Source organism: Pseudodesulfovibrio sp. (assembly GCF_028692895.1).
Lineage (GTDB): Bacteria > Desulfobacterota > Desulfovibrionia > Desulfovibrionales > Desulfovibrionaceae > Pseudodesulfovibrio.
In genome coordinates this window covers 56,220-79,653 of record NZ_JAQUWN010000005.1, presented here as the reverse complement: position 1 = coordinate 79,653, position 23,434 = coordinate 56,220, and the positions used below count along the sequence as shown (strand labels likewise).

The window sequence follows — 23,434 nt, the reverse complement described above, 5'->3', positions numbered from 1 at the left end:
TAATGGTCGCTCATGCTTCTTTGCCGTTGATTGCTGAGTTCTTCGTCTAGACGTGGGATGTGTACCCACGAAAGCCGTGATCCCACTGTGCCGCAACGATTGCCTTGCGCCTTTGGCGTTGGGCCTCCAGGTGCCGAAGCAGGGGGGCTGCCCGGTCTTTGGCCGTCCAGAAACGCCAAGAGAAGCCTCTCCCAGCAGGCTTGACCGCTTTCTTCGGGCCGTCCTCCGTCTCCACCTCTTTGACGTAGGCAGAAACGTCGTGGACGTACCCGAGCGAGTCGAGCACCTTGTACTTGTGCCCCTCGATTTCGATGGTTGCCATGATGATTTCCCTATTCTTTGACGCCGAAGTCCTCGACCTCGTACTCGTTGTCATCAGCCACCAGCTTGATCTTGATATTGACAGGGCCAGCCTCGGTGATGGCCCCATCCATCTGGTCATCCAAATCCCACGATGTTTCACCACGCTCCTGGAACACCTCGTCGCAATGCTGTGCGAGCCATTCCTCGACGTGATCCTGATGAACCTCGTCCGGCACGGTAAGCTCGTAATGTCGCGTGATTGTATTGCTGATCTCAGTCTTGTACGTTTTCATGATTCCTCCGTGAGTATTGCGGATAAGGTTAATTTTTCGGGAAGTAGTACCAACGCTTAAGCGGAGATTCCCACACTTCGCCTTTCGCGCCATAACGCCCACATCCTTCACAGGCGTGGTGAACATGTTGCTTGCAACCGGGATGGCTGCATGGCTGGCCGTCTTCATAGACCTTGCGCCTTGACGAAACGATTCCGTTACTCATCGGCTTTCTCCGAGATGGGACTATTTGTTGATCTCTTTTTTGAGCCAACGCCGTCCGCTGGCCTCGGACACCTCAAACGTGATCTCGACGCTGACACCCAAGAGCCACACAGAGTACGTGCGCAGGGTCAGGCCGACCTGGGCCACGTTGCACCCGCCGAACCAGACGCGGCCATACTCCGACCAATCCAGTTTGAAAATTTCAACGGCTGCCAATTTCATCGACATGCTTTACTCCTGGTATTGCGGATAGTCGGTTATTCCAGGTGGCCGTCCATATCGACGCCATATGCGTTGGCCTGGAGCGGTCGGAACTTGGCGCACGCCTTCGGGTACGGTTCATCCCCACGCAGATGTTCAAGGCGGCGGGAAACATGGTCCTCGCGGTATGTGTAGAGCCTGCCATCCCTGGAGTCCCAACGTTGGAACCGTCTCGGGAGGCGGCACAAGCGACCCTCTCCGTTCACGTTGTGCGCGCATTTTGGGCATTGGTTCGGTCTGAATTTCATTGGTCCACCTCCTGCTGATAGTGCGGCCTAGTGCCACGGCGGCCGGAACTCGCTGCCCTCAACGCATGCCCCGCAATGCCCCGCACTGTTGGCGCAAATCTTCCCGCAATTGGCGGGGTTGAGTATCCATTCCGTCGCCTGGGCTATCTCGCTGTAGCGGACGTATTCGCCATCCTTTGCCTGGGCCATGTGCGCCTCGGTGCCGTCCTCGTCGGGGTGAAAATCGAATCGGTCCATCTTGTTATCTCCTGAGGTTATATCAATCCGCCCTGCCGCTCCTGCGGCCGGGCGGGTCTGTCCGGGGCGAAAAAGCCGAGTTGGCCCTTGCAGGGCACAGTCTTGTCCAGGGGGAGCGCGGAGGTCAGCCGCCAGTGGTAGACGCCGGGCGTGGGGTTGGCCCACGGCGAGGCGCTGTTGGTGACGCAGCCCAGGAGAACCACGCTGCCGACCAGGGCCCCGAGGCCGAATGCCTGGGGCCAGCGCCGGGCCAGCCGCCAGAACGCCTCGGGATTGATGCCCCTGGCCGAGGCCAGGTCGGCGGCGGCCTGGGTGATCGGCTGGCGGGCGGAGCGCATGGCGCTCCCGTCCACCTCCTGACCGGCGTGGACCATGACGCGCCAGCCGACCCGCCGCCTCGGGAGTTGCCAGGTCCGGTTTTCGACGTCCTTGAGGCCGAGGACTACAAGTCCGGCCCAGGGCTGGCGGATGGAGATGGCGCTGGTCGTACCCATGCTCACCTCCCCTCGCCGTCGAGCACGGCGAGGTCCTGGCGCACCTGGCCGATCAAGGCGTCCGTCCCCTCGGGGTCGAAAGACCAAAGCGGCGATTTGGCCCTGTCGAGCAAGGTGCGGACGTGCGTCAGCAGCTCATGCTCAACGGCCATATTGCCGAGCATAAAATGCCCGGAGCAGCACGGGCACTGCACCCACATCACTCCCAGACTGGGATAGGCCAGGGCCGTCTTGCCGGATTTGATGGCCTCGATCTCGCCGCGCAGGTCGTCCCTGACGGCCTCGCAAACATCGAGGTCACGCCGCAGGTTCGCCACGTCCGCGTTGAGGATGCCGACATCCGTGACGAGCCTCCGCACGACGCCCAGCAGAAAACGGACGTCGGCCAGCAGGTAGAGCCGCAGGCGCTCCTCGTCCACAGCCACGACGTCGTCCGCGCCCATGCAGAGCATGAGCAGCTCCACCCGGCGGGTTATCCGCCTGATCCTCTTGGTATCGATCACTTGCCACCTCCCACTTGCGCCGGGTACGTGATCTGCACGTCCGGCTGCATGGCGCGGATGCGGTCAATCAGGTCCTCAAGGTGCAGGTTGTCCAGCTCCGCGCGGATCTCGTTCTTGATGCGCTCGCGCAGGACGACGGCGTTGACGGCCTGGCCGGTGACGTCGGAAGGCACGGCGTAGCGCTGCCCGGCCTCGTCGCCGTATATTATCCAGTCGGGCGAGACCGTGGTCTTGCGCCAAATCCTAATGAGCCACTCGGGCGGGATCGAGGCCCGGCGCTTGGAGTCGGAGATGGACGACTGTCTGATGTCCAGATATTCGGCCAGCTGGACCTGGGTCTTGCAGCCGGTCACATCCTTGATCCGCTCCAGGGCCGCATCGTACTGGGCTCTGGCATCCTGGGTGATGACAATCTGTTGCTTGGGCATTTGCTCCTCCTTGGTTGGTTTGAGGTTGACGGTGTTGCTGTCGTCCCACTGCATCCATTCCGTGCAGTCCGCGCATTGCGGGGGCCGACTGAGAGTCCCGGAGGCGGTCCAGCCCGACCGCGACCGCATGGCCTCGCAATGCTTGAGCGTGATGGACGCATGGAGTTTGGTGCAGCGGTGCAGTTGCATGCTAGTAGTCCGGCTCGCCGAGGGCGTTGTGGATTATCCAGTTGGGGATCATCAGCTCCAGCTCGTCGCGGCTCCGCACGTCCGCCGGGATTTCGACCCGCGAGCGCGGCAGCCAGGTCTCGACGCCCACCACGGGGATTTTGACCTTGACCCCCTTGGCGGAGGTGGCGAGGACGACAACCGTGTACGGGTACAGATCGTCAGACACGCTCCACCTCCGTGGCCACGGTCCGCGCCTCGGGCTCGTCAAACTCAGCCGCAACCCGGCACCACAACCCGAACGGGATAAAAGTCACCAGCGTCGATTCGGGGGGGCACTGATTGCGATCGGCTACGGGCATCGGCCCGAGGGCGATGGCCACCTCCCGCAGGAGGGCCGTGTGGTCCTCGCTGTGGTCGCGCCCGGTCGAGACGGCGTCGGCCCGGAGCGCAAGCCGGTCCAGGTGCTCGGCCTGGGCCGAGGTCAGGCCGCCGTCCTCACGCACGGACTTGAGCAGCTTGACGAGCTCGCCGACGAGCTTGCCGTTGCGCATGACCTGCGCCTCTGCGGCCCGGAGGGCCTTGCACTGGTAGCACTGCATCACTCGACCTCCTCGATGTCCTTGACGTCGACGAAAAACTCGTCCTTGGAGACGCGCCGCATGCCCACGCTCTTGAGCTTGGAGTCGGTCCAGTCCGCCATGGCGGTCTTGTCCACCTCCTCCTTGGTCCTTATCGCGCTGACCAAATCCAGTTCGCGGAGCTTGGCGAGCACGTCGGCGACCTTGATTTTGGCCAACATCTTGAGGGTGGTGGCTTTGCGCCAGCCGTAACTGCCGAACGGCGTGGACAGGCTCTTGCGCTTGCCGAACAACTGGTCCCGATTGACCGTGGCGAACGAGCACAGGGCCGCACCCAGCTCTTTGGTCCGGGCCAGCAGCGGCTCCTTTTCGTCGATGGCGTTGGCTTTGACCTGGTCGATGGTCTCCTTTGCGTCCAGCTCGATGCGCTTGATGTCGCGCGCCAGCCCGGCCAGTTCCAGCATGGCGGCCGTGGCCTGCGGCTCATTGGCCACGACGGTGGCCTGCGGCTTGCTCCTAGCCATTACTTTCGCCCTCCTGGTCCTCGTCCTCGAAGCGTCGCCAGTTGAGGACGGCTACCTGGCCAAGGTCGGGGTAGTCGTCCTCTATGGTGTCTATGATCTCCTTGATGTCGGCGAACCCACGGATGCAGCCATCGACCTCGACGGATGTACATCCGCTCCCGCACTTGCCGTTCTTTGCCCACGTGTACGAAATGAAGTAGCTAGCCATTGCTCCCTCCGATGATCGCGGTGGTTTCCAGGCCGCGCACGGCGTCCACCTCGGCCAGGATGATGTTGCACAGGGCGTTGGCGCGCTCGATGCAATGCGCGGGCATGTCGCGCTGCAACAGCCCCTTGAGGTCCAGGATCGCGCGTTGAATCTTGCCGCTGCTCTGCGGCGCGGGCTCGGGTGCGGGCGCGGGCCAGGACTGATTGCCGGTCTGCCGACGGGTGTCGGTGCCACTGGTTTCAGGGATAAGTTCCATGATGCTCTCCTTGCGGTTGAGGGTTAGACCTGGGCCACGATCTCGGGCGTGACCAGGGGCGCGCCGATGTTGGCGGCCAGGTTGAGGGCGGCCACGAGCACGTTGCCCACGGCCAGGGGATAGACCAGGGACACGGAGTCGCCCGCGCCCGAGCGCGAGGACGGGCCGGTCAGCTTGGCGCGCAACGCCTCGATGGCGTCGTCGGTGATGATCTTCGCCGCGTCCGCCCCCACGCGGCCGAACCGAAACTTGACGTAGTCCGGCAGGCTGCCGTTCATGGGGCGCAACTCGATCTTTTCGCAGCGCTGGACCACCTCGCGCACCTGGGCGTTGCTCTCGGAGAGCTTGTGCTTGAGCTCGGGCTGGCCGAGCAGGATGATGGAGAGCAGCTTGCGGAAGCCGTCCTCCAGCTCCAGGAACCGCTTGAGGTGCTTGATGGTCGGGATGGGCAGCCCGTGCGCCTCCTCGATGACCAGGCAGTGGGAGCAGCCCGTGCGGCTGGAGTCGCGCAGCACACGGTGCAACTGCTGGAACCGCGCCTCCGGGCTGGACTTGATCGGCTCGGACGGGGCCACCGTGCCCATGATCGCCTCGGCGATGTGCAGCGCCTTTAGGGTCTTGCCCTTGCGGTCGTCGTCCTCCATGGCGAGGACGTAGGGCTCGATGATGTGGACCGACTGGCCCTCGCGGTTGATGCGGTCTACCAGCTCCTTGCGCAGGGTGGACTTGCCGGACCCGGACTCGCCGATGACCGCGACGAATCCGCCGTTGCGGGCCGTGTGGAACATGGCCTCACGCACGTAGCGGATGTCCGCCGAAAGGAACACGTCCTCGGGTCCGGCCACCTCGCCGAACGGATTGACGTGCAGTCCGAAATGGCGCTTGGACTCGGGAAACAACTCTTGCTTGCCTAACAGCATAAACTCCTCCTTGGGTTCGGCGGTGTCCGCCGTGGTTGTCTTTGCGCGCGACGGCCGGAACAGGTGCCGGACCTTGCCCTCGTCGGCACCGGCCGTGCGCAGTTGTTTGCGGATGGACGCCTCAAGCGTCGGGCGGTCCAGGGTCTTGGGCCATGCGTCGCGGTTGACGATGTCGTTGACGCTGGCCGGGGAGAGCCCCAGGCCCCGCGCCAGGTCGCGCTGGGAAAGCCCGCACTCGTCGAGCAACACCTTGAATCTGTTGGTCATGTCCTACTCTCCATTGACCACGAGCTTGAGCGGAGCCGGGGCCTTGCGGCCCTGGAACCGCTCCACGATCTTGTCCAAATCCTCCACCGGGACGCCCTCCGGATAGCGCTGCATCAGCCAGGCGTAGGCCTCGCCGGTCCACTGGTCGCCCAGGCGGCCCTTGAGCTGCATGGCGGCCTCCACGGTCTTGTAGGGAGCCAGCTCCCGCCTGGAGGCGTCCAGGCCCAGGTCGCGGCCGCGCCGGGGCAGGTACTCGGGCGCGGGCCGGATGTCGGCCATGACGTCCACGCCTGCCGGGGCGTTGGGGTGCTTGGCGTCGACCCCGGCCGCCTCGTCGATGGCCTTGACCCGCTTGTCCGCCAGGGTATCGGGCTGCGCCTGGTACTCCTGCCCCCACACCGGGGCGTCCGTGCGGAACCCGACCTCGTTGGTGACAATCGGCTCCACGGTCCACACCAGGTCCTCGGGCAGGGAGGGATCGTGCACGACCACGTCAATGGCCGGGGCGCGGTAGGGGTTGACCACCACGTCCACGTGCATCTGCGGCACCAGGCCGGGCAACGTGCGCAGGTCGTAGCGGTGGCGGCCGTAGCCCTTGACGGCATGGCTGATGGTCATGTCGCCCTTGATCTGGACATCCTTGGGCTGGGTGGTGACCAGCTCGCGGCAGAGCGCCAGCGGCGGGGCCAGCCGAAGCTGGTCCTCGGTGATGGTCAGCCACACCTCATTGCGGGTGCGGCCGGTGCGGGTGTGCTTAGAGAAGGCGTTGTAGTGCTGGCACCAGCGGTTGGCCTGGGTTTGCAGCTCCTCCACCGAGCCGACACGCAGGAACGTCAGGCGGCTCTCAAACTTGGTCTCCACGATATTGTTGCCGCACTCCACCTGCCCCTTGGCGCGCGGATTGCCCGCCTTGTGGGTGTCCCACTTGACCGAAAGCCGGTCGAGCAGGTTGGTGAACAGGCGCGCGGTGTTGGCGGAGCCCTTGTCCATGTAGAGCCTGTCCGGTACGCCGTGCATGGGATCGTGGCGGCCCCGGTCGCTGATGGCGTCCAGGAACACGTCGATCAAGCCCTGGGCGGACTCGCCCGCCGCCTGGACGTACCGGACGTAGATCGTGCCGCTGTAGTGGTCCGTTATGACGTAGCGCCAGACCCGGCCCTTTTCGGCCTTGCGGTAATTGTCCAATTTATTTTTATAAAATTTGGACTCCTCCGCCACGGCCAGCCCGCCCTTGGGCAGGTAGAAGAGTACGCACATGGAGGGGTCCACCTGCCAGACGTGGTTGGGGTGCAGGCTGCGCATGGAGGTATACGGCTTGCCCTGCGCCAGCATCGCCGGGTGGCAGCGGTATTGCCGCATGGCCCGGCTGATGGTCGAGGGCGAGACGTTGGCGTCCGCAAAGCCGGATGCGGCCACCATGGCGGTCGCATCGCTCAGGGACATGATCCGCTTGCCGTTGGCGCGGGTGCCCTTGTGCGTCAGGTGAGCCACGGCCAGGCAGGTCTCCTCGGATACGCTCGACTGTCCGGAGTTGGACCGCCGCTTGCGTCCGCTGGTCCAGCCCACCTGATCCTTGAGCCAGCGGTACACCGTCTGCTCGGAGCAGTTGAGCAGCCGGGCGGCGTCCTCCACCAGCGGCTTGCGCGCGCCGTGGGCCGTGCCGTCCAGGCTGGCGGCCAGGTTGCGCAGGGTGTCCAGGGTGCCGAGGTCGGTGGTCATGGCTACCAGCTCCGCCCTGCCGCGCCGGGCTCGGCGATCCGCCCGTCGTCCAGGTCGGCCTGGGCGGCCTCGCGCAGCCACGCGGGCGAAATGATCTCGCCGAAGTCCACGGGGATGCCGAGGGTCAGCAGCGTGCCGTTGATCTCCTCGCACAGGGCGCGGACCTGGCCCACGGCATACTGCGTCGTATGCTCGCTGACCCCATCGGCGGCCAGCACGACGGCGGTCCGCCGGAGGTACTCGTTGAGCCTGGACAGCGCCTCCATGTAGCCGGTGTTGAGTTGGTTGACCGCCTCCTCCTCGCGGGCCAGTCGGAGGGCCGTCTGCTCGTCGGGCGGCAGGCTCTTGAGCTTGTACAACTCCGTTTCCGTCCGCTCCAGCCGCGCGGCCTTGTCCTCCAGCAGCTTGCCGCGCGCCTCCAGGTCGGCGGCCAGGTCGGCCTTTTCCCGCTTGGCGGCCTCGCGCTCGGCCTGATGCTTGGCGGCCAGGTCCTCCAGGATGGAGAGCACCTCGTCGCGGCTCTCGCTGGCCAGGGCCTGCTTGACCACGGCCTGATCGTCTGCGGGCAGGGCGTTCAACGCCCGGTAGTCCTTGGACCTAAATCCGATCCGTTCGGCGGACTCGTAGAGGTCGGAGCCGAGGACGTGGAGGTTACGGGAAAGCTCATAGCACCGCGTATAGGACTTCCCGAGTTTGACCTTGCAGAAGTCGTCAAAATCTTCGACGTGTCGAAGATTTCCCGATTCATCATGATACGGAAGACCCTTGTATTTCTTTGACTTGCGCACATCCTCAAAAACTTGGGCAATGGCAACGTCTCCGACGCGTCGAAGAAATTCCATCCCTTCGATCCGGCCAAGAGCCTTGTGAACCTCCTCGGCATCCAGCACGGCCTTGTCGGCCAGAGCGACATCATTCTGCATGTGCGCCAGCTCCGCGCCGCGCTCCGCGCTGATCTCGGGGACGAGGGCGGGCTCAGGGGTTGCTCCGTCGCTACGGCTGCTCAATGCGTCGTCCTCCCGGTTGATGCAATCCCGGACAGCCACGGAGAGCTTGATCACCATATCATCGCCATCGCTGAGCAGAGCCTGGCAGACGTCGGAGGCCAGGTCCTCCAGGATGGAGAGCACCTCGTCGCGGCTCTCGCTGGCCAGGGCCTGCTTGACCACGGCCTGATCGTCTGCGGGCAGGGCGTTCAACGCCCGGTAGTCCTTGGACCTAAATCCGATCCGTTCGGCGGACTCGTAGAGGTCGGAGCCGAGGACGTGGAGGTTACGGGAAAGCTCATAGCACCGCGTATAGGACTTCCCGAGTTTGACCTTGCAGAAGTCGTCAAAATCTTCGACGTGTCGAAGATTTCCCGATTCATCATGATACGGAAGACCCTTGTATTTCTTTGACTTGCGCACATCCTCAAAAACTTGGGCAATGGCAACGTCTCCGACGCGTCGAAGAAATTCCATCCCTTCGATCCGGCCAAGAGCCTTGTGAACCTCCTCGGCATCCAGCACGGCCTTGTCGGCCAGAGCGACATCATTCTGCATGTGCGCCAGCTCCGCGCCGCGCTCCGCGCTGATCTCGGGGACGAGGGCGGGCTCAGGGGTTGCTCCGTCGCTACGGCTGCTCAATGCGTCGTCCTCCCGGTTGATGCAATCCCGGACAGCCACGGAGAGCTTGATCACCATATCATCGCCATCGCTGAGCAGAGCCTGGCAGACGTCGGAGGCCAGGTCCTCCGGGTACATGTCGCCGCGTTCGTCGGCCCAAAGGCATGCGTAGGTGTCCAGGGCGGCCTGTGTCTTGGCGTCGCGGATGTTTTGGTCCGGGAAGTTTGCTGCGATAAAGTCTTGGATGGGGGCCGGTAAGGTGTGCATATTGAGACGCTCCTCCCTAGTTTTGCGCGCCCGCCAGGACGCGCTGGTTGATTTCCATGATTCGGTTCTGCGCCCGCGCCATCTCGTCGGCGTGGGCCTGGGCGACTTGGAGCGCGGCGATGGAGAGGGCATAGCGGCCGGTCTCCAGCTTGGAGACCCAGCCCTCCTCCACCAGGACGTCCAGGGCGCGGGAAATATTGACGGCGGATTCGTCGAGCGCCTTGGCGATCTCACCGTTGGCCAGGCCGCTCATGGTCTTGCCCTTGAGGCACTTGAGGATGCGCAGCCCGCGCCGGAGGCTGGTGGACTTAGCAGCCATGGGCGGCCTCCGATCCGGGGTTGACCGGGTACAGGGTCGCGGAGACAAACCCGCCCGCCAGGAGCCGGGCCACCAGGTCGGCCCGCTCGTCGTCGCGCGGGCACACGGCCCGCAGGTCCGCATACGTGATCACGTTGTGCTGCATCATCTCCAGCGCCTTGCGCATGCGCTGCATGGCCAGGGTCTCCTTGACGGTGATGGGCTTGATGGGCATGGCTGCCTCCTGTGTCTGGATGGTCATCCGATCCGGTCCCAAAGTTCGCGCTTGCGCTTGGCCCGCGCCTTGTCCTCGGCCGTGATCCGGCCCAGCTCGTAGAGCGGCACCTGGTCGGGCGTCAGCAGCTTGTAGCCGGTGCCCCGCAGCGCCGCCTCGGCCAGGGCCGGGCTGCCGGTGATCTCGATGAGCGCCGCCAGGAATTGCAGCGGCGTGGGCCGGTCCTCCTTGGAGGGGGCGGCCCAGTTGTTGAGGGTGTGCACGGATATGTCGTGCCCGGTCAGCCGGGACAGCTCCTCGGCCACCACCTCGCGGGAGAGGCCGCAGGCCTTGAGCCCGTCCGTCAGGGCGTCCTGGACAGCCTCCGTGGTCCGCCGTGCGCCGCTTTCCAGCCGCTGCGATGGCAGGCTGGACAGAGGGAGGTACAATTGGACCATCCGGCCGTCTGGATTTGCTTGGCGCTTAGACATTGCGTCCCTGTCCTGTGGCGGGTATAGCTTGGGCCATGGATTAGGCGTTCATGGCCGTCGCCAGCTCGTTCTCGGAAACGATCTCGCCGTCCTTGAGGCCGAGTTGTACGGCAATGCGATGCGTCTGCCCGCGAGTCGGATTGCGGCGGTCGGCCAGGATTTCGTAGACAAGATTGGGGGGGAACCCGTTGGCAACAGCCCATTGGGAAATGGAGATGCCTTTGCGCTTGAACTCGTTCCGAACTTCCTCGGGGGTGCGAACCATAACGTAATCCTTGGATTTTCTTTTTTTGTGTCCGTTTGTGTGAACTGGTTTCGTTTCGTGTGAACCAATTTCTACGAATTATTTCCGTACAAGTCAACGTAAATAATTCGTAAGGGGTTTCTTTTGTCAATTGTTGAGCGAATAAAGGAAGTTACAAAGGGAATGACCCAAGCAGAAATAGCCGAGCTGCTAAATGAAAAGCCGCATCGCGTTAACGCGATTATGTGCGGCAAGCAGCGCGTCCCTGAAGATTTCTTGATTAGATTTGTTGAAATTTTTCAGGTTGATGCAAATTGGCTGTTGTTGGGGGCTGGTCCAGTGCCGGAACTCAATTCCCGCGAGGCGGCCTTGGTCGCCAACTACCGGGCCAGCCCGGAGGAGGGAAAACGGAGCTTGGAAACGACGAGCGCTCTACTGGCACAATCACAAACCAAAGCTCTGAAGAAAGCGGAATAGGCGGCTTGGCGGGCCGCCAGATGAGGCTCCCGGGGGGACATAAAGGAGGCGAAAATGAAATTGTTGTTGATCGTTGCCGCAGTGCTGGCCATCACGCTCCTTTTGCTGCCCAATTGGGTGACCTGGAGCCTGATGGCTCTGGGTGGAGCCTTCCTGCTGCCGCACGGACCGGAGATGACTATCCCCTATTTTTTGGTTGCGTTGGTCGGAGTCGGCTGTCTCTTTGCTGGCTACGTCATCCTGCTGCACTACCCATCCCGGATAAAATGGGCCAAACCTCTCTTGATCTGCGGCGCGCTGCTGCTCCTGCCAACTTTTGCCCAGCACGCTCCGGAGCGACTGGGCGGCTGGCTAGAGGCCAAGGCGACGGTTGGTCTGACCCAATAGACCAACTGGACAAACCACAAGCGGCCCGGCCAGGGGTATCTCCCCGGCCGGGCCGCTTGTGGTTTGTCCGGTTGGTGGTCAGTCGTCCGTGCCGCCCAGCAGGGCGCGCATCATCATCAGCGCGGGCCGGTTGGGCATGCGGCCCTGCTCCCACCCCTCGACGGTGCGGGGCGAGGTGCCGATCCGCTCGGCCAGGTCGGCCGTGGACCAGCCGCGCTCCCGGCGCAGTCGGCGCACGCCGTCCTTGTAGTCCAGGACCTGGCCGTCCTCGTCCACAAAGACCGGGATGCCGTAGCTGGACGCGCTGTGGTTGGTGGTTAATCTCATGGATTTGCTCCTGTGCTGATGGATTGTTAGCCGTTGTGGACAACGCGGCACTCGCCGCCCCGTTTGGTGTCTGGTTTAGCGGGTGACGATGTGTCCGCCAAAGTGCCAGTAGTCCTGGGAGCGGTCGTACTCATTGGCGGGATTGCCGTAGTAGTGCATCTCGCCGTCGCTGGTGATGCGGTAGTGGCGGTCGCCGTAGTAGTCGCGGAGCTGGCGGCGCAGAGCGGTCATGGTAGCGGCGGTAAACTCGGTGCCTTCGATGGTGATGGTGGCCTGGGTCATTACGTGTCTCCTCCCGGTTTAGTTTACCGGTCTTCGGGGCAGTCAAAGAGGTCCATGTTATATTGGGCACCTGCGCCGACGTACTCAAGGATCGTCCCGACGGTGTTGCCTTCGGCTCCGTAGGTTTCGACATCGTGATCGGGCATCTCGTCATCTTCCTCCATCTCGATAATGATGGGGGTCAACCCGAGTTCCCAGGCTGCGGCCAAGCGGTGAGAGCCTTCCAGGGCCAGATACATTTCGCCGGTGTGGTAGACGCGGATTTCGGGAGCGCCCATTCCGCGCATGGTGTTGATGATTTCCCGGAGGTGGTCAGCGTCGATGGGGTTGATGGCTTGGATATACATTTTTTGCTCCTTTTGGTTTTTATCTCCGGCGGTCTCCCCCGCCCTCTGTGACTCCAACATACGCATACTGCGTATGTGCGTCAACAACTATTTTACGCAGACTGCGTATTTTTTCCACCCGCCCACATCCATCTAATTAGTAACCTCCGTTACAATACACACCCCCGCGCGCGGGCTAGGGTCTGGCCGAACACTCCAACTTGGGGGAGGCGGTCCGGGCCTGCCCAGTCCCAACCCGGTCCGCCTCCCGAAACAACCCCGGAGGCCCCATGTCCTTGCCCCGTATGACCAAGACCACGACCCTGGCCCTGCTGCTGGCCGTGGCCGTGGCGCTCCTCGCCCCGCAGCAGCTGCCCGTCATCGTCTACAAGCTCGCCCTGGTCGTCCTGGCCGGGGTGGCCGGTTACATCCTGGACCGCGCCCTTTTCCCCTACGCCCGGCCCGACCATTTCCTGCCGCCTCCGGACGCCCCCTGCGAGACCGGATGCTGCGGGCCGTCGCGCCTGTTCGTGGCCGCCCAGCTCCGCCGCGCGGCCATCGTCGCCGCCGCCATGCTCGCCGTGGGGATGGGGTTGTGACGCGTCGCTTGTGCCTGCTGGCCCTGCTGCTGGGCGCGCTGGCCGCGTTGCTGAGGCCCACGCTGGCCAGCCCTCAGGACATCCCCGCCCGCGCCAAGCAATACCGCGCCACACTCATCCGCTGCGCCCATGCCGAGTGGGGCCTGGCCGCGCCCGTGGCCACCATGGCCGCCCAGATCCACCAGGAATCGCTCTGGGACCCCGAGGCCCGCTCCGCCTACGCGAGCGGTCTGGCGCAGTTTACCCCGGCCACGGCCCGCTGGCTGCCCACCGTGGCCCCGCAGACCGGGGAGCCAGCCCCGCTCAATCCGGGCTGGGCGCTGCGCGCCCTGGTCGCCTACGACCACTGGCTCCATGGCAAAATCTCCGCAGCCTCGCCGTGCGACCGCTGGGCCATGACCCTGTCCGCATACAACGGCGGCCTGGGCTGGCTCAACCGAGACCGGAGGATCGCCCCGTCCTCCGGTCTCGACCCCGCCCGGTGGTGGGGCCATGTGGAGACCGTCAACGCGGGCCGCGCCGCCTGGGCGATCCGCGAGAATCGCGGCTACCCGCGCCGCATACTGCTGACCCTGGAGCCTCTCTACGAGGCCACCGGGTGGGGCGAGGGGGTGTGCCCGTGAGCATCCTGACCACCATCGCCTCCACGGCCGCGTCGGCCCTGTCCGCCGTGACCTCACGCTGGCGGATCGTCGCCCTCGGCCTGGGCGGCGTGCTGCTCGTCCTGATCCTGACCGGTGTCGCGGCCTGGCGCGGTTATCGCGCCGGATACGACAAGGCCGACGCCCTGCGCCGGGCCGAGGTGGGCGACATCCGCGCCGCCCATGCCCAGGCCCTGGCCGAGGCCGAGGCCGAAGCGCGCCGCAGGCTGGCCGACGCCGTGGCCCGCGCGGCCGTGGCCGAAGGCCGATACCTGGCCGCCACCAAGACCATCGCGGCCCAGCGCCGCGAGATAACCAAGGAGCGGATTGCTGATGCGAGTCGTACTGCTGTTGCTGGCGGTTGCCTGTTTGGCCCTGAGTGGGTGCGCCTGTACAACCAGGCCATCGGAGCCGGTGCCGGTGACGGTGGTGACGCCGTGCCCACAGCCGCCCCCGGCGCTGACAACGCCACCCGAGCCGCCCCGGCCGCTGACGCCGGGGTACTACGGCAGGTGACGCCCGAGGACATCCTGGCCCATATCCGCGACTACGGCGCGCGCTGCCAGCGCCTAGAGGCCCAGCTGCGGGAGCTGATCGACTGGGCCAAGGGACTCGGGGAGGGCGCGCGATGAATCCCGGAGTGACCATTCCCGTCTGGCAGCTGCTCGTGCTGTCGGTGACCCTGATCCTGTCCTTTCTGGGGTTTGTCTTTTCGGTTTGGAAGATCATCACCCTGATGCGGGACAAGAACGCCGACGAGATCAAGCGGCAGGCCGCTGAGGCCGTCGCCAAGGCGGATGAAAACGAGAAAAGCCTTTTACGTCTGCGCGCCGAGCTGCCCCTGGAGTACGTCCGGCGCGAGGACTGGATACGCAACCAGACCGTCATCGAGGCCAAGCTGGACGCGCTGGCCGCCAAACTAGATCAAGGAGGCAAACATGCCTGTTGACCACGCCCGTGTACGCCGCGAGTACCTGCGTTGGGTGCTCATCCTCACGCTCAACAACGCCCGCCCCCTGGGATGCTATGACGACACGGCCCTGGCAACGGCCCAGGGCGTCTACCCCGACGCCACGCGGCTGGAGGTGCAGCGCGAGCTGGACTACCTGGCCGAGCGCGCCCTGGTGGACCTGGACAAACGGCCCGACGGCCGGTGGATCGCCAAGCTGAACCGCTACGGCGTAGACGTGGCCGAGTACACCGTGGACTGCGAACCCGGCATCGCCCGGCCCGAGAAGTATTGGTAATGCCTCGCCGCTCCGCCGTCGATACGCTGCCCAAGGAGGTCAAGGAGTGGCTGGACCGCGCCCTGGCCGCCAACGGTTTTGCGGACTATCAACTCCTGTCCGACGAGTTGAGGGGACGCGGGTACGAGATTTCCAAGTCCGCCGTCCACCGCTACGGCCAGAAGTTCGAGGAACGCCTGGCCTCCCTCAAGCTGGTCACCGAGCAGAGCCGCGCCATCGTCGAGGCCAACCCGGATGACGACAACGCTATTAACGACGCGCTCATGCGCCTGACCCAGGAAAAGCTCTTCGCCCTGCTCATGGACATGGAGGTGGACCCGGCCAAGGTGAATATGACGGGCATCACCCGTTCCATCGCCGAGCTGGGCCGGGCCACGGTATCGCAGAAAAAATGGATGGCCGAGGCCAAGGTGAAGGCCCAGATCGAAGCCAGGGAGGAAATGGCCAAAAGAGTGGCGGACCTTGGCACCGCCGCCGACCTCAAGAGCCTCAGCGACGAGGAGCTTGACCAGCGTATCGCCGCTCTGGCCGGGGAGTGACATGGGCAAGCCCCGCCACAAGGAATTGGCTCCGCTGCTCAAGGAGCGTGAACTGCGGACACTCCGGGCCGAACAGGCCCGGCGCAATATGGCGGCGTTCGTCTCCTTCACCAAAGAGGACTACGTTCACAACTCGTTTTCCCTGCCCGTCTGCGTGGCGCTGGATGTCTTCCTGGAGGACGTCTTTGCCGGATTGAGGCCGGTCCTTGTGCTCCAGGCCCCGCCGCAGCACGGCAAGTCGGAGTTGGTCTCGCGCCGGTTCCCGCCATACGCCTTTGGCCGCTATCCCAACCTCCGCTTTGCCGCCGCCTCCTATGGAGCGGACCTCGCCCGAGACATGAACCGTGACGTCCAGCGGATCATGATGGAGGACTCCTACAAAGCGGTGTTTCCTGATTCAGCCCTGAACCCCAGGAGAGCGGTGACGATTGAGGGGCAGGCCCTGCGCAACGCCGAACGGTTCGATATTCTGGGACATCGCGGCTACTACGTCTGCACCGGCGTTGGCGGTCCGCTCACGGGCAAGTCCGTGGACATCGGCGTCATCGACGACCCGATCAAGAATCAGGAGGAGGCCCGCTCGGACACCATTAAGCGCGCGATCCTGAGCTGGTACAACACAGTTTTCCTGACGCGCCTTTCCAAGTTGAGCGGCCATATCATTATGGCCACGTCCTGGGCCGTGGACGACCTTTCCGCCACGGTGATCAAGAAGAACCCCAAGGCGCGGCACCTCAAATTCCCGGCCATCGACCAGGACGGGAACGCACTGGTCCCTGAGCTGCACCCCCTGGACAAGCTGCTCGAAACCAAGGCCTCGCTGACGCCCGCCGAGTGGAGCGCCCTGTATATGCAGAGTCCGGTCCGCGAGGGCGGCAACATCTTCCAGGAGGATTGGGTCAAGCGCTGGAACAAGTCCACGCTACCCGACCATTTCGACGAGGTAATCCAATCCTGGGACATGACGTTCAAGGACACGGACGGCTCGGACTACGTCGTCGGCCAGGTCTGGGGCCGCAAGCGGACTAATTACTATCTGTTGCACCAGGTGCGCGACCGCATGGGGTTCACCCGGTCCAAGGATGCGGTGAAAATTGTATCGGCCCAGTTCCCGCAGAGCACGGGGGTTCTCATTGAGGACAAGGCCAACGGCCCGGCCGTCATGGACGCACTCAAGGAAGATATTTCCGGGCTTATCCCTATCGAACCGGACGGCTCCAAGGTCGCCCGCGCCCATGCGGTCACGTCGTTGTGGGCGGGCGGGAACGTCCACATCCCCGAAGACGACGCTTTTCCGTGGGTGCCCGATTTCGTGGCCGAACTCGTGAGCTTTCCGGCAAGCGGACATGACGATCAAGTTGACAGCATGACACAGGCCCTGCGGCATTTGAAGTCGCATGGGTTGAGCATATGGGAGGCGTTGGCCGATGGGTAGACGAAAGGATTACCGGCCGGGCGGGAAGAACTTCCCCACAACCGACGGCTTTGACAACTTCGTGGCCAAGCTGGGCATGGGCCAGTCCAACCCGCTGGCCGCAGGGACATACACGCGCGGCCGCAAGCTGACGGCCGAACGCACGGTCCTGGACGAGATGTACCGGACCTCCTGGGTGGTCGGGCGCATGGTGGACGTGGTGGCCGAGGATATGGTGCGCGGCGGCATCGACATCCAATCCGAGCTGCCGCCCGGCGACGTGGACGAGCTGCTGCGCTACATGCAGCGCATGGGCGTCAACGCCCGCCTGTCCGACGCCATCAAATGGTCCCGGCTGTATGGCGGAGCCATCGCCGTCATCCTCATCGACGGGGCCGATCCGTCGAGCCCCCTGCGCCTGGACGCCATCTGCCGCGACGCCTTCAAGGGCCTGCATGTGCTGGACCGCCACCAGGTCACGCCGTCCTCCGAGGTGGTGCTGGAGCTGGGACCCATGCTGGGGTACCCGGAATTTTACACGGTCTATGACATGGAGGGCAGCGCCGGGCTGCGCTTCCACCATTCGCGGGTGATCCGGTTTGTGGGCGTGGAGCTGCCGTACTACGAGCGCATTGCGGAGCAGAGCTGGGGAGCCAGCGTCGTGGAGCGCGCCTACGAGCGCATCGTCGCTCTGGACAGCGCCACCCACGGCAGTGCGAATCTGATCATGCGCTCCTACCTGCGCACCATCGGCATCGAGGGATTACGGGAGGTCATCGCCGCAGGCGGCCCGGCCGAAAAGGCCCTGCTCAAGATGTTCAACATGCTCCGACTGATGCAGACCAACGAGGGACTGACCCTGCTGGACGCCAAGGACACCTTCACCACGCACAGCTGGACCTTCACCGGGGTCTACGACGCCCTGCAGGCCTTTGCGGAGCAGATCGCCGGAGCCACGGGCATCCCGCTGGTGCGGCTGCTGGGGCAGAGCCCGAAGGGATTCTCCACCGGCGAGTCCGACCTGCGGTCCTATTACGACACCATCGCCACGGACCAGGACGACGACCTCCGTCCGGCCCTGGAGAAGCTGCTCCCGGTCTGCGCCATGTCGCTGTGGGGCAATCCGCTGCCGGAGGGAACCCAGTTCGCGTTCCGCAGCCTGTGGCAGCCCACCGAGGTGGACAAGTCCACCATCGCCACCAACGACGCCCAGGCCGTGGCCGGGCTGTTCGCGGCCGGGCTCATCACCGAGGCGGAGGGCAAAGCCGAGCTGCGCAACTCCGGTCGCCTGACCGGACGATTCGGCGGCATCACGGACGAGTCCATCGAGGCCGCCGAGACGTCCGCCGCTCCGGCCCCGGTCCTGGGTGACGAGCCCGGCGACTACGGCCCCGTGGAGGAGAGCGGACACACCCCGCAGGAAATCAGCCTGAACGGCGCGCAGGTCGCGTCCATGATGGAGATCGTTGCCTCCGTGGCCATGGGTACCCTGCCCAGGGAAAGCGGTGTGGAAATGCTGCTGGCCGCCTTCCCGCTCGACCGCTCCCAGGCGGAGCAGATCATGGGCCGCGTCGGGCGCGGTTTCGTCCCGGCCTCCAACGTGTCGGAGGACGTCCCGGCATGACCTGGTCCAAGGCCTGGTCATGGCAGGACGTGCAAAAGCAGCGCGCCTCCGCCCAAGCGTGGCAACCGTCCAGGGCCGCAGAGCGGCGCTACGCCAAGCAGCTGCGCAGCGTGGGGCGGGAAGTAAGCCGCATCCTGGAGGCGCACCCCGATCCGGCCACGGCGGCGCGGCAGCTCCAGCGATACGCGGACAAGCTCAAGCCATGGGCGGCCGAGGCCGCCGAGAACATGGTCCGCACCTGCAAGCGACATTCGGACCAGGGGTGGCGCGCGGCGGCCGGGCGCTGGGGCATCAACCTCAAGGGGCTTCTGTCCTCCGACATCTCCGCAGCGGTCCGCAGCAAGATCGCGGACAACATCAAGCTCATCACCTCGCTGCCGCTCCAGGCGGCCGAGTCCGTCGGGACGCTGGCCAGGGAGGCCGTGGAGTCCGGCATGCGGGCGGACACCCTGGCCAAGCGGATCGCGGCCGAGGGCAACCTGGCCATGAGCCGGGCGCAGACCATCGCCCGCACGGAAATCAGCAAGACGGGCACAGCCATGACCCGGGCCCGCGCCGAGGCCGTGGGCAGCGAGGGCTATATTTGGCGCACCACGCGGGACGGCAACCGGCGGGCCAGCCACGCGGCGATGGAAGGCAAGTTCGTGCGCTGGGACTCGCCGCCAACCCTTGACGGCATGACCGGCCACGCGGGCGAATCCCCGAACTGCCGGTGCTATCCCGAGCCGGTGATCCACGAGGGCGCGGCGCGTAAGGCGGTGCCCAGCCCGCTCCCGACCCAGGAGCAGGAAAAGGCGAGCGGCGAGATCAAGCGGCGCAGCCAGTGGGAGCGAGTCGAATCGCACCCCATGATACCGCACACCGAGGGAAGGGCGTTGCACAATGTGGAACGGGCCGACTTCGCCCTGGACAAGCTGACGCGATACTCCATGGACCTGGACCATCCGAGCGGACGGGACAAGGCTCGGGTATGGCAGGCCGCCCTCGGCATGAACAAGGACCACGCCCAGGAGGTGCGGCAACAGATCATGAGCAGGATCGCCGACTATCCGGCGCTGCGGGATTTGACGGACGAGCACGGCGAGCGATTCACCGTGCTGGTGCCCGTGACGGGGCCGAACGGGCGCACCGTTGACGTAACTACCGCCTGGATATACAAGGCGGGTAATGGCAGCGTGTCCTCCAAGCCCCGGCTGGTCACCTGTTTCGTTGGGAGATAGCCATGTATCAGGAACTCGACACCATCCGCCTGAAGGCGGCGCAGGAAGGCCCCGGCAACTACGGCCAGGGCGTTGTCTACGCCGTTCCGTCCGGAGCCGAGGGCACCGTCATCCAGGTCTTCGGCCACGGCGAGGCCCTGGAGGTGGAGTTCGCCATCATCCCGCCCGAGCTTGATGGCGACGTCCTGGTCCATCCCGGCACCTACCATGTCATCACCCTCACGCCCGACCAGGTCGCCCCGGTTTAGCAAAATCGCCGTAGGCCCGCCTTCGCCCCTCCCGGCGGGCCGTCTATCGACTTTTCCCGGAAAACGCGCCTGAGGGCGTTCATGAACGCCCCTGAACAGGTATCCGTCGAGGACGGATGCCGCCCCGCCACCGGCCGGACATGATGCGTCCGGTCCATCTCATATTATAACCTGCGTTAGAGGATGCCGTCCTCGCCTTGGGCTATCCCTGGCCCATGCGCTTTTACACCCCGACAAAACTTTCGGAACACATTGCCGAAACCCGCGAGGGATTCCTCGTCTGCTACGACGTGCCCATCGCCCGCACGGGCGAGATGCTCTACGCCGCCGACCAGGTTCCCGTTGAGCCCGGAGAGGATGGCCTGGTCCGCATCGAGCGCGACGAGGCCGAGGTCTTCGCCCCCGAGGCCGTGGCCTCGTACGAGGGCAAGCCGACCACCGTGGACCATCCTGCGGAAGACGTGACCCCCGAGACCTGGAAGGGACTGGCCTGCGGCCATGCCCAAGGCCTGCGTCGCGGGGAGGGAGAGGCAAGCGACCTGCTGCTGGCCGACCTGGTCATCACCGACGAGGCGGCCATCAAACTGGTGCGCGGGGGGCTGCGGGAGGTTTCCTGCGGCTATGACGCGGACTATGAGCAGACCGCTCCGGGCCGGGGCCGTCAGCGCAACATTCGCGGCAATCACATTGCCCTGGTTCAACGGGGCCGTTGCGGCTCCCGCTGCCGGATCAACGACAACAGCGAGGACGAAATGAACTCCAAGAAAAAGACCAACTCGGTCCTGGATGCCTTGGTGGGCTTCCTGAGAAAGCCCGAGGTACGCAAGGCGCTGGACGAGGATACCGACCAGCCGACCCCGCCCGCCGAACCGGAAACCCCGGCCAGCGACGAGGGCGAGGATCGCCTGGCCGCCCTGGAGGCCCGGATCAACGAGCTGGAAATCCAGCTGCGCAACCTGGCGGCTCCCAAGGACGAGGAGCCCGAGACCACCGACGAGGACCAGCCCGCCGAGCCCGACGTGCCCGACGAAAAGCCCAAGGCCCGCGACGCGGCCCTGGCCCGCACCGTGGACGCCGAGACCAAACAGCGCGCCATGATCCTGGTGCCCGGCATGTCCGTGCGGGACTCCGACAAGATTTGCGCCGTGCAGCGGTCCGCCCTGCGCGCGGCTTCGGCCAAGGACGAGTCCGTCGCCAAGGCGGTGACCGGCGCGCTGCGCGGCGCCACCCTGGACGGGTGCGACTGCGTGACCCTGGACGCCGCGTTCCTGGTCGCCACCGAGGTGGCCAAGGTGCGCAACAACCAGGCGACCGCCGACGGCCTGACCAAGACCTCGGTCCGCGACTTCGGCAAGGCCGTCACTCCGGCCGACATCAACCGGGCGAACGAAGCATTCTACAAGAAGGGAGCCTAACATGACCCACATCAACACCCGCATGCCTTCCGGCTTCGCCGGAGACGTCACCCGCGCCGCCGTGGCCGTGCTGGAGCCTTGCCTGGTCGGCGATACCGACCTGGCCCACGGCGCTCCCGCCAAGCTCGTGGACGGCGAACTCGTTCCGCTGGAGGCGGGCGACGTCGCCGCCGACATCTACGGCTTCGTGGCCCGCAGCTACCCGTCCCAGGGCGGCGCAGGCTCCACCGCCGACAACGTGGCTCCGGCCGGTTCCGTGGTCGACGTGCTGCGCTCCGGCTACATGGCCGTGCCCCTGGCCGTGGGGGCCGGCAGCAAGGGCGGCCTCGTCTATGCCCGCATCTCCGCCGCCTCCGGCAGCGTGGGCGACATCGAGGCGGCCCTGGTCGCCGACGAGACCGTGGCCATCGACGCCACGTTCATGGGTGCGGCCGACGCCGACGGCGTCGTCGAAATCGCTTACAACATCTAGGAGGTCCATATGATCACCTTTGACTCCAAAACCGTCGATTCCGCCGGTGCATTCCTGGTCGGCGAGCTGGAGCGGCTGGACAAGCAGCTGCACATGCCGCTGGTCCAGGTCACCTGGAACCGCGACATCGACCTGCGCGAGGACGTGACCATCGCCGACGAGGCGTCCTCCTTCACCAATACCTCGCTGGCGGCCATGGGCTCCCTGTCTCCCGGCGGCAAGAACTGGGTCGGCCCCAAGGCCAACGCGCTTGCCGGGATCTCGCTCGACACGAACAAGACGGCGCAGAACATGAACCTGTGGGCCATGCAGCTCGGCTGGACCATCCAGGAGCTGGCCAAAGCCAGCATCCTGGGGCGGCCCATCGACTCCCAGCAGACGGAAGCGCTGCGCCTCAAGCACAACATGGACGTGGACGAGCAGGTCTACATCGGCGACGAAGACCTTGGCCTGACCGGCCTGGTCAACAATGCGAACATCACGCCCGAGGGGCTGGCCGCCGAGTGGGACGAGACCACCACGGCCAAGCAGATGCTCTCCGACGTCAACGACATCCTCTCCCAGGCCTACGCGCGGTCCGGATACACCTTGTGCCCCGACCGCATGCTGATCCCGCCCACCAAGCTCGGCCTGTTGACCCAGCCCGTGAGCGACGCCGGGTCGATCTCCATCCTCAAATACGTGGCCGAGAACTGCCTCTGCAACTCCATCAACGGCCGCCCGCTGCAGATCCTGCCGCTCAAGTGGCTGGTCGGGCGCGGCACGAGCGGCAAGAACCGCGTCGTCACCTACACCAAGAACAAGACGTATGTGCGGTTCCCCATGGTGCCGCTGCAGCGGACGCCCGTCGAGTTCCGTGGCCTGCACCAGCTGACCACCTACTTCGGCACCATCGGCTCCGTGGAGTTCGTCTACCCCGAGACCGTGTCCTACGCCGACGGACTGTAGCCGATTTGCAACCAACCGGGCGGCCGCATGGCCGCCCGTTCAAAGAGGACAAGACAATGCCCACCATCGAAGTAACGAAAGGCGAGGATCTCAAGGTTCGGTTTGCGCACGGCGAACAGCGCACCGTCCTGCGGCCCGGCGAGCATGAGCTGACCGACGAGCAGTTCGATCACTGGTACATCCAGGGACACCTCGACTCCGGCCGCGTGCGCCTGCTGCCCGAAGCCTCCGCCTCCATCGAGACCGAGGACATCGAGCCGGTGACCGATACGCCCGCCACCGAGGCCGCCGCCGGGACCGGCGAGGCCGCCGAACCGGCCACTGAAACCAACGAGACCGCCGAACCCGCCACCGAGGCGGCCGCCGAGGATGCCGAGGTCAAGCTGCTGGCCGTGTTCCCCAAGCTGGTCGAAGGCGACTACAAGGCCGACGGCGTGCCGACGGTCAAGGCCGTGGGGGCCCTGCTGGGCGAGGACGTCAAGGCCGAGCAGATTGCCGCCGCCTGGACGAAGTACCAGGCCGGACAGGAGTAG

The 23,434-nt window shown here is 65.0% G+C and carries 38 protein-coding genes; 16 read left to right on the top strand and 22 right to left on the bottom strand.

The window, feature by feature from the left end; translation table 11 throughout:
* Nucleotides 1-46: 46 nt before the first annotated feature.
* From PHP91_RS02555 to PHP91_RS02465, 19 genes are all read right to left on the bottom strand, one after another.
* Nucleotides 47-322, bottom strand: a complete 276-nt coding sequence (locus PHP91_RS02555) for a hypothetical protein (protein ID WP_300136395.1) — start codon at nt 320-322, stop codon at nt 47-49.
* A 10-nt stretch (nt 323-332) separates the two neighbouring features.
* Nucleotides 333-596 (bottom strand): hypothetical protein, encoded by a 264-nt coding sequence (locus tag PHP91_RS02550; protein WP_300136392.1) that lies wholly within the window; start codon nt 594-596, stop codon nt 333-335.
* Between the two features lie 225 nt (nt 597-821).
* A complete protein-coding gene (locus PHP91_RS02545; protein WP_300136389.1) occupies nt 822-1,028 on the bottom strand; it encodes a hypothetical protein in 207 nt (68 codons plus the stop codon).
* A 308-nt stretch (nt 1,029-1,336) separates the two neighbouring features.
* Nucleotides 1,337-1,546, bottom strand: coding sequence for a hypothetical protein (locus PHP91_RS02540; protein WP_300136386.1), 210 nt, complete (start codon nt 1,544-1,546; stop codon nt 1,337-1,339).
* A 17-nt stretch (nt 1,547-1,563) separates the two neighbouring features.
* Nucleotides 1,564-2,040, bottom strand: coding sequence for an RNA-binding protein (locus PHP91_RS02535; RefSeq protein ID WP_300136384.1), 477 nt, complete (start codon nt 2,038-2,040; stop codon nt 1,564-1,566).
* 2 nt (nt 2,041-2,042) lie between these two features.
* Nucleotides 2,043-2,543 (bottom strand): hypothetical protein, encoded by a 501-nt coding sequence (locus PHP91_RS02530; RefSeq protein WP_300136381.1) that lies wholly within the window; start codon nt 2,541-2,543, stop codon nt 2,043-2,045.
* A complete protein-coding gene (locus tag PHP91_RS02525) occupies nt 2,540-3,160 on the bottom strand; it encodes a helix-turn-helix domain-containing protein (protein ID WP_300136378.1) in 621 nt (206 codons plus the stop codon). The genes PHP91_RS02530 and PHP91_RS02525 overlap by 4 nt, the downstream gene beginning before the upstream one ends.
* A gap of 1 nt (nt 3,161) precedes the next feature.
* Nucleotides 3,162-3,368 carry a hypothetical protein gene (locus PHP91_RS02520; protein WP_300136375.1) on the bottom strand — a complete coding sequence of 69 codons (207 nt, stop codon included), beginning with the start codon at nt 3,366-3,368 and terminating at the stop codon, nt 3,162-3,164.
* The gene (locus PHP91_RS02515; protein ID WP_300136372.1) at nt 3,361-3,741 is read right to left on the bottom strand and encodes a hypothetical protein; all 381 of its coding nucleotides are present in this window, start codon (nt 3,739-3,741) and stop codon (nt 3,361-3,363) included. The genes PHP91_RS02520 and PHP91_RS02515 overlap by 8 nt, the downstream gene beginning before the upstream one ends.
* Complete coding sequence (locus tag PHP91_RS02510) at nt 3,741-4,244, bottom strand: host-nuclease inhibitor Gam family protein (protein WP_300136369.1); 504 nt, start codon at nt 4,242-4,244, stop codon at nt 3,741-3,743. Before PHP91_RS02510 ends, PHP91_RS02515 begins: the two co-directional genes overlap by 1 nt.
* The gene (locus tag PHP91_RS02505; protein ID WP_300136366.1) at nt 4,237-4,452 is read right to left on the bottom strand and encodes a hypothetical protein; all 216 of its coding nucleotides are present in this window, start codon (nt 4,450-4,452) and stop codon (nt 4,237-4,239) included. The genes PHP91_RS02510 and PHP91_RS02505 overlap by 8 nt, the downstream gene beginning before the upstream one ends.
* Complete coding sequence (locus PHP91_RS02500) at nt 4,445-4,708, bottom strand: hypothetical protein (protein ID WP_300136363.1); 264 nt, start codon at nt 4,706-4,708, stop codon at nt 4,445-4,447. Before PHP91_RS02500 ends, PHP91_RS02505 begins: the two co-directional genes overlap by 8 nt.
* Nucleotides 4,709-4,731: 23 nt before the next feature.
* A complete protein-coding gene (locus PHP91_RS02495; RefSeq protein ID WP_300136360.1) occupies nt 4,732-5,895 on the bottom strand; it encodes an AAA family ATPase in 1,164 nt (387 codons plus the stop codon).
* Nucleotides 5,896-5,898: 3 nt separating this feature from the next.
* Nucleotides 5,899-7,614, bottom strand: a complete 1,716-nt coding sequence (locus tag PHP91_RS02490) for a DDE-type integrase/transposase/recombinase (RefSeq protein WP_300136357.1) — start codon at nt 7,612-7,614, stop codon at nt 5,899-5,901.
* A 2-nt stretch (nt 7,615-7,616) separates the two neighbouring features.
* The gene (locus PHP91_RS02485) at nt 7,617-9,488 is read right to left on the bottom strand and encodes a hypothetical protein (protein ID WP_300136354.1); all 1,872 of its coding nucleotides are present in this window, start codon (nt 9,486-9,488) and stop codon (nt 7,617-7,619) included.
* A gap of 16 nt (nt 9,489-9,504) precedes the next feature.
* Nucleotides 9,505-9,807: a helix-turn-helix domain-containing protein gene (locus PHP91_RS02480; protein WP_300136351.1), complete on the bottom strand. Its 303-nt coding sequence runs from the start codon at nt 9,805-9,807 to the stop codon at nt 9,505-9,507.
* On the bottom strand, nt 9,797-10,021 hold the full coding sequence (locus PHP91_RS02475; protein WP_300136348.1) for a hypothetical protein: 225 nt from the start codon (nt 10,019-10,021) through the stop codon (nt 9,797-9,799). The genes PHP91_RS02480 and PHP91_RS02475 overlap by 11 nt, the downstream gene beginning before the upstream one ends.
* A gap of 23 nt (nt 10,022-10,044) precedes the next feature.
* Nucleotides 10,045-10,449, bottom strand: a complete 405-nt coding sequence (locus tag PHP91_RS02470) for a hypothetical protein (RefSeq protein WP_300136345.1) — start codon at nt 10,447-10,449, stop codon at nt 10,045-10,047.
* Nucleotides 10,450-10,531: 82 nt separating this feature from the next.
* The gene (locus PHP91_RS02465; protein ID WP_300136342.1) at nt 10,532-10,756 is read right to left on the bottom strand and encodes a DNA-binding protein; all 225 of its coding nucleotides are present in this window, start codon (nt 10,754-10,756) and stop codon (nt 10,532-10,534) included.
* A gap of 162 nt (nt 10,757-10,918) precedes the next feature.
* Here PHP91_RS02465 and PHP91_RS02460 point away from each other — a divergent pair, with 162 nt between their 5' ends.
* Together PHP91_RS02460 and PHP91_RS02455 are read left to right on the top strand one after the other, a co-directional pair.
* Nucleotides 10,919-11,212, top strand: a complete 294-nt coding sequence (locus PHP91_RS02460; protein WP_300136340.1) for a helix-turn-helix transcriptional regulator — start codon at nt 10,919-10,921, stop codon at nt 11,210-11,212.
* A 54-nt stretch (nt 11,213-11,266) separates the two neighbouring features.
* Entirely contained in the window at nt 11,267-11,599 is a 333-nt protein-coding gene (locus tag PHP91_RS02455) for a hypothetical protein (protein WP_300136339.1), read from the top strand.
* Nucleotides 11,600-11,677: 78 nt separating this feature from the next.
* Here the strand turns inward: PHP91_RS02455 and PHP91_RS02450 are convergent, their stop codons facing one another.
* The 3 genes from PHP91_RS02450 to PHP91_RS02440 all read right to left on the bottom strand — a co-directional run bounded on the left by PHP91_RS02450 (nt 11,678) and on the right by PHP91_RS02440 (nt 12,555).
* Entirely contained in the window at nt 11,678-11,926 is a 249-nt protein-coding gene (locus tag PHP91_RS02450) for a helix-turn-helix transcriptional regulator (RefSeq protein WP_300136336.1), read from the bottom strand.
* 75 nt (nt 11,927-12,001) lie between these two features.
* Nucleotides 12,002-12,157 (bottom strand): hypothetical protein, encoded by a 156-nt coding sequence (locus tag PHP91_RS02445; RefSeq protein WP_300136332.1) that lies wholly within the window; start codon nt 12,155-12,157, stop codon nt 12,002-12,004.
* A 74-nt stretch (nt 12,158-12,231) separates the two neighbouring features.
* Nucleotides 12,232-12,555, bottom strand: coding sequence for a ParB N-terminal domain-containing protein (locus PHP91_RS02440; protein WP_300136329.1), 324 nt, complete (start codon nt 12,553-12,555; stop codon nt 12,232-12,234).
* Between the two features lie 269 nt (nt 12,556-12,824).
* Here PHP91_RS02440 and PHP91_RS02435 point away from each other — a divergent pair, with 269 nt between their 5' ends.
* The 14 genes from PHP91_RS02435 to PHP91_RS02370 all read left to right on the top strand — a co-directional run bounded on the left by PHP91_RS02435 (nt 12,825) and on the right by PHP91_RS02370 (nt 23,434).
* Entirely contained in the window at nt 12,825-13,133 is a 309-nt protein-coding gene (locus PHP91_RS02435) for a putative holin (protein WP_300136326.1), read from the top strand.
* Nucleotides 13,134-13,156: 23 nt separating this feature from the next.
* On the top strand, nt 13,157-13,756 hold the full coding sequence (locus PHP91_RS02430) for a transglycosylase SLT domain-containing protein (RefSeq protein WP_300136446.1): 600 nt from the start codon (nt 13,157-13,159) through the stop codon (nt 13,754-13,756).
* Nucleotides 13,753-14,406 (top strand): hypothetical protein, encoded by a 654-nt coding sequence (locus PHP91_RS02425; RefSeq protein ID WP_300136323.1) that lies wholly within the window; start codon nt 13,753-13,755, stop codon nt 14,404-14,406. Before PHP91_RS02430 ends, PHP91_RS02425 begins: the two co-directional genes overlap by 4 nt.
* Nucleotides 14,403-14,723: a hypothetical protein gene (locus PHP91_RS02420; RefSeq protein WP_300136321.1), complete on the top strand. Its 321-nt coding sequence runs from the start codon at nt 14,403-14,405 to the stop codon at nt 14,721-14,723. Before PHP91_RS02425 ends, PHP91_RS02420 begins: the two co-directional genes overlap by 4 nt.
* A complete protein-coding gene (locus PHP91_RS02415; RefSeq protein WP_300136319.1) occupies nt 14,713-15,021 on the top strand; it encodes a hypothetical protein in 309 nt (102 codons plus the stop codon). Before PHP91_RS02420 ends, PHP91_RS02415 begins: the two co-directional genes overlap by 11 nt.
* Nucleotides 15,021-15,560, top strand: a complete 540-nt coding sequence (locus PHP91_RS02410; protein ID WP_300136317.1) for a DUF3486 family protein — start codon at nt 15,021-15,023, stop codon at nt 15,558-15,560. Before PHP91_RS02415 ends, PHP91_RS02410 begins: the two co-directional genes overlap by 1 nt.
* A gap of 1 nt (nt 15,561) precedes the next feature.
* Nucleotides 15,562-16,995, top strand: a complete 1,434-nt coding sequence (terL, locus tag PHP91_RS02405) for a phage terminase large subunit (RefSeq protein WP_300136315.1) — start codon at nt 15,562-15,564, stop codon at nt 16,993-16,995.
* Nucleotides 16,988-18,598, top strand: coding sequence for a DUF1073 domain-containing protein (locus tag PHP91_RS02400; RefSeq protein ID WP_300136311.1), 1,611 nt, complete (start codon nt 16,988-16,990; stop codon nt 18,596-18,598). The genes terL and PHP91_RS02400 overlap by 8 nt, the downstream gene beginning before the upstream one ends.
* The gene (locus tag PHP91_RS02395; protein WP_300136308.1) at nt 18,595-19,818 is read left to right on the top strand and encodes a DUF6883 domain-containing protein; all 1,224 of its coding nucleotides are present in this window, start codon (nt 18,595-18,597) and stop codon (nt 19,816-19,818) included. The genes PHP91_RS02400 and PHP91_RS02395 overlap by 4 nt, the downstream gene beginning before the upstream one ends.
* Nucleotides 19,819-19,820: 2 nt before the next feature.
* Complete coding sequence (locus PHP91_RS02390) at nt 19,821-20,066, top strand: hypothetical protein (protein WP_300136305.1); 246 nt, start codon at nt 19,821-19,823, stop codon at nt 20,064-20,066.
* 197 nt (nt 20,067-20,263) lie between these two features.
* Nucleotides 20,264-21,481 carry a DUF2213 domain-containing protein gene (locus PHP91_RS02385; RefSeq protein WP_300136302.1) on the top strand — a complete coding sequence of 406 codons (1,218 nt, stop codon included), beginning with the start codon at nt 20,264-20,266 and terminating at the stop codon, nt 21,479-21,481.
* A 1-nt stretch (nt 21,482) separates the two neighbouring features.
* Nucleotides 21,483-21,953, top strand: coding sequence for a hypothetical protein (locus PHP91_RS02380; protein WP_300136299.1), 471 nt, complete (start codon nt 21,483-21,485; stop codon nt 21,951-21,953).
* Nucleotides 21,954-21,962: 9 nt separating this feature from the next.
* Nucleotides 21,963-22,901: a DUF2184 domain-containing protein gene (locus PHP91_RS02375; RefSeq protein WP_300136296.1), complete on the top strand. Its 939-nt coding sequence runs from the start codon at nt 21,963-21,965 to the stop codon at nt 22,899-22,901.
* A 56-nt stretch (nt 22,902-22,957) separates the two neighbouring features.
* Nucleotides 22,958-23,434 carry a hypothetical protein gene (locus PHP91_RS02370; protein ID WP_300136292.1) on the top strand — a complete coding sequence of 159 codons (477 nt, stop codon included), beginning with the start codon at nt 22,958-22,960 and terminating at the stop codon, nt 23,432-23,434.

Coding starts and splice junctions, on each gene's coding strand:
- PHP91_RS02555 (WP_300136395.1), bottom strand. CDS start 322: ATGGCAACCATCGAAATCGAGGGGCACAAGTACAAGGTGCTCGACTCG.
- PHP91_RS02550 (WP_300136392.1), bottom strand. CDS start 596: ATGAAAACGTACAAGACTGAGATCAGCAATACAATCACGCGACATTAC.
- PHP91_RS02545 (WP_300136389.1), bottom strand. CDS start 1,028: ATGTCGATGAAATTGGCAGCCGTTGAAATTTTCAAACTGGATTGGTCG.
- PHP91_RS02540 (WP_300136386.1), bottom strand. CDS start 1,546: ATGGACCGATTCGATTTTCACCCCGACGAGGACGGCACCGAGGCGCAC.
- PHP91_RS02535 (WP_300136384.1), bottom strand. CDS start 2,040: ATGGGTACGACCAGCGCCATCTCCATCCGCCAGCCCTGGGCCGGACTT.
- PHP91_RS02525 (WP_300136378.1), bottom strand. CDS start 3,160: ATGCAACTGCACCGCTGCACCAAACTCCATGCGTCCATCACGCTCAAG.
- PHP91_RS02515 (WP_300136372.1), bottom strand. CDS start 3,741: ATGCAGTGCTACCAGTGCAAGGCCCTCCGGGCCGCAGAGGCGCAGGTC.
- PHP91_RS02510 (WP_300136369.1), bottom strand. CDS start 4,244: ATGGCTAGGAGCAAGCCGCAGGCCACCGTCGTGGCCAATGAGCCGCAG.
- PHP91_RS02505 (WP_300136366.1), bottom strand. CDS start 4,452: ATGGCTAGCTACTTCATTTCGTACACGTGGGCAAAGAACGGCAAGTGC.
- PHP91_RS02500 (WP_300136363.1), bottom strand. CDS start 4,708: ATGGAACTTATCCCTGAAACCAGTGGCACCGACACCCGTCGGCAGACC.
- PHP91_RS02495 (WP_300136360.1), bottom strand. CDS start 5,895: ATGACCAACAGATTCAAGGTGTTGCTCGACGAGTGCGGGCTTTCCCAG.
- PHP91_RS02490 (WP_300136357.1), bottom strand. CDS start 7,614: ATGACCACCGACCTCGGCACCCTGGACACCCTGCGCAACCTGGCCGCC.
- PHP91_RS02485 (WP_300136354.1), bottom strand. CDS start 9,488: ATGCACACCTTACCGGCCCCCATCCAAGACTTTATCGCAGCAAACTTC.
- PHP91_RS02480 (WP_300136351.1), bottom strand. CDS start 9,807: ATGGCTGCTAAGTCCACCAGCCTCCGGCGCGGGCTGCGCATCCTCAAG.
- PHP91_RS02475 (WP_300136348.1), bottom strand. CDS start 10,021: ATGCCCATCAAGCCCATCACCGTCAAGGAGACCCTGGCCATGCAGCGC.
- PHP91_RS02465 (WP_300136342.1), bottom strand. CDS start 10,756: ATGGTTCGCACCCCCGAGGAAGTTCGGAACGAGTTCAAGCGCAAAGGC.
- PHP91_RS02460 (WP_300136340.1), top strand. CDS start 10,919: ATGACCCAAGCAGAAATAGCCGAGCTGCTAAATGAAAAGCCGCATCGC.
- PHP91_RS02455 (WP_300136339.1), top strand. CDS start 11,267: ATGAAATTGTTGTTGATCGTTGCCGCAGTGCTGGCCATCACGCTCCTT.
- PHP91_RS02450 (WP_300136336.1), bottom strand. CDS start 11,926: ATGAGATTAACCACCAACCACAGCGCGTCCAGCTACGGCATCCCGGTC.
- PHP91_RS02445 (WP_300136332.1), bottom strand. CDS start 12,157: ATGACCGCTCTGCGCCGCCAGCTCCGCGACTACTACGGCGACCGCCAC.
- PHP91_RS02440 (WP_300136329.1), bottom strand. CDS start 12,555: ATGTATATCCAAGCCATCAACCCCATCGACGCTGACCACCTCCGGGAA.
- PHP91_RS02435 (WP_300136326.1), top strand. CDS start 12,825: ATGTCCTTGCCCCGTATGACCAAGACCACGACCCTGGCCCTGCTGCTG.
- PHP91_RS02420 (WP_300136321.1), top strand. CDS start 14,403: ATGAATCCCGGAGTGACCATTCCCGTCTGGCAGCTGCTCGTGCTGTCG.
- PHP91_RS02415 (WP_300136319.1), top strand. CDS start 14,713: ATGCCTGTTGACCACGCCCGTGTACGCCGCGAGTACCTGCGTTGGGTG.
- PHP91_RS02410 (WP_300136317.1), top strand. CDS start 15,021: ATGCCTCGCCGCTCCGCCGTCGATACGCTGCCCAAGGAGGTCAAGGAG.
- terL (WP_300136315.1), top strand. CDS start 15,562: ATGGGCAAGCCCCGCCACAAGGAATTGGCTCCGCTGCTCAAGGAGCGT.
- PHP91_RS02400 (WP_300136311.1), top strand. CDS start 16,988: ATGGGTAGACGAAAGGATTACCGGCCGGGCGGGAAGAACTTCCCCACA.
- PHP91_RS02395 (WP_300136308.1), top strand. CDS start 18,595: ATGACCTGGTCCAAGGCCTGGTCATGGCAGGACGTGCAAAAGCAGCGC.
- PHP91_RS02390 (WP_300136305.1), top strand. CDS start 19,821: ATGTATCAGGAACTCGACACCATCCGCCTGAAGGCGGCGCAGGAAGGC.
- PHP91_RS02380 (WP_300136299.1), top strand. CDS start 21,483: ATGACCCACATCAACACCCGCATGCCTTCCGGCTTCGCCGGAGACGTC.
- PHP91_RS02375 (WP_300136296.1), top strand. CDS start 21,963: ATGATCACCTTTGACTCCAAAACCGTCGATTCCGCCGGTGCATTCCTG.
- PHP91_RS02370 (WP_300136292.1), top strand. CDS start 22,958: ATGCCCACCATCGAAGTAACGAAAGGCGAGGATCTCAAGGTTCGGTTT.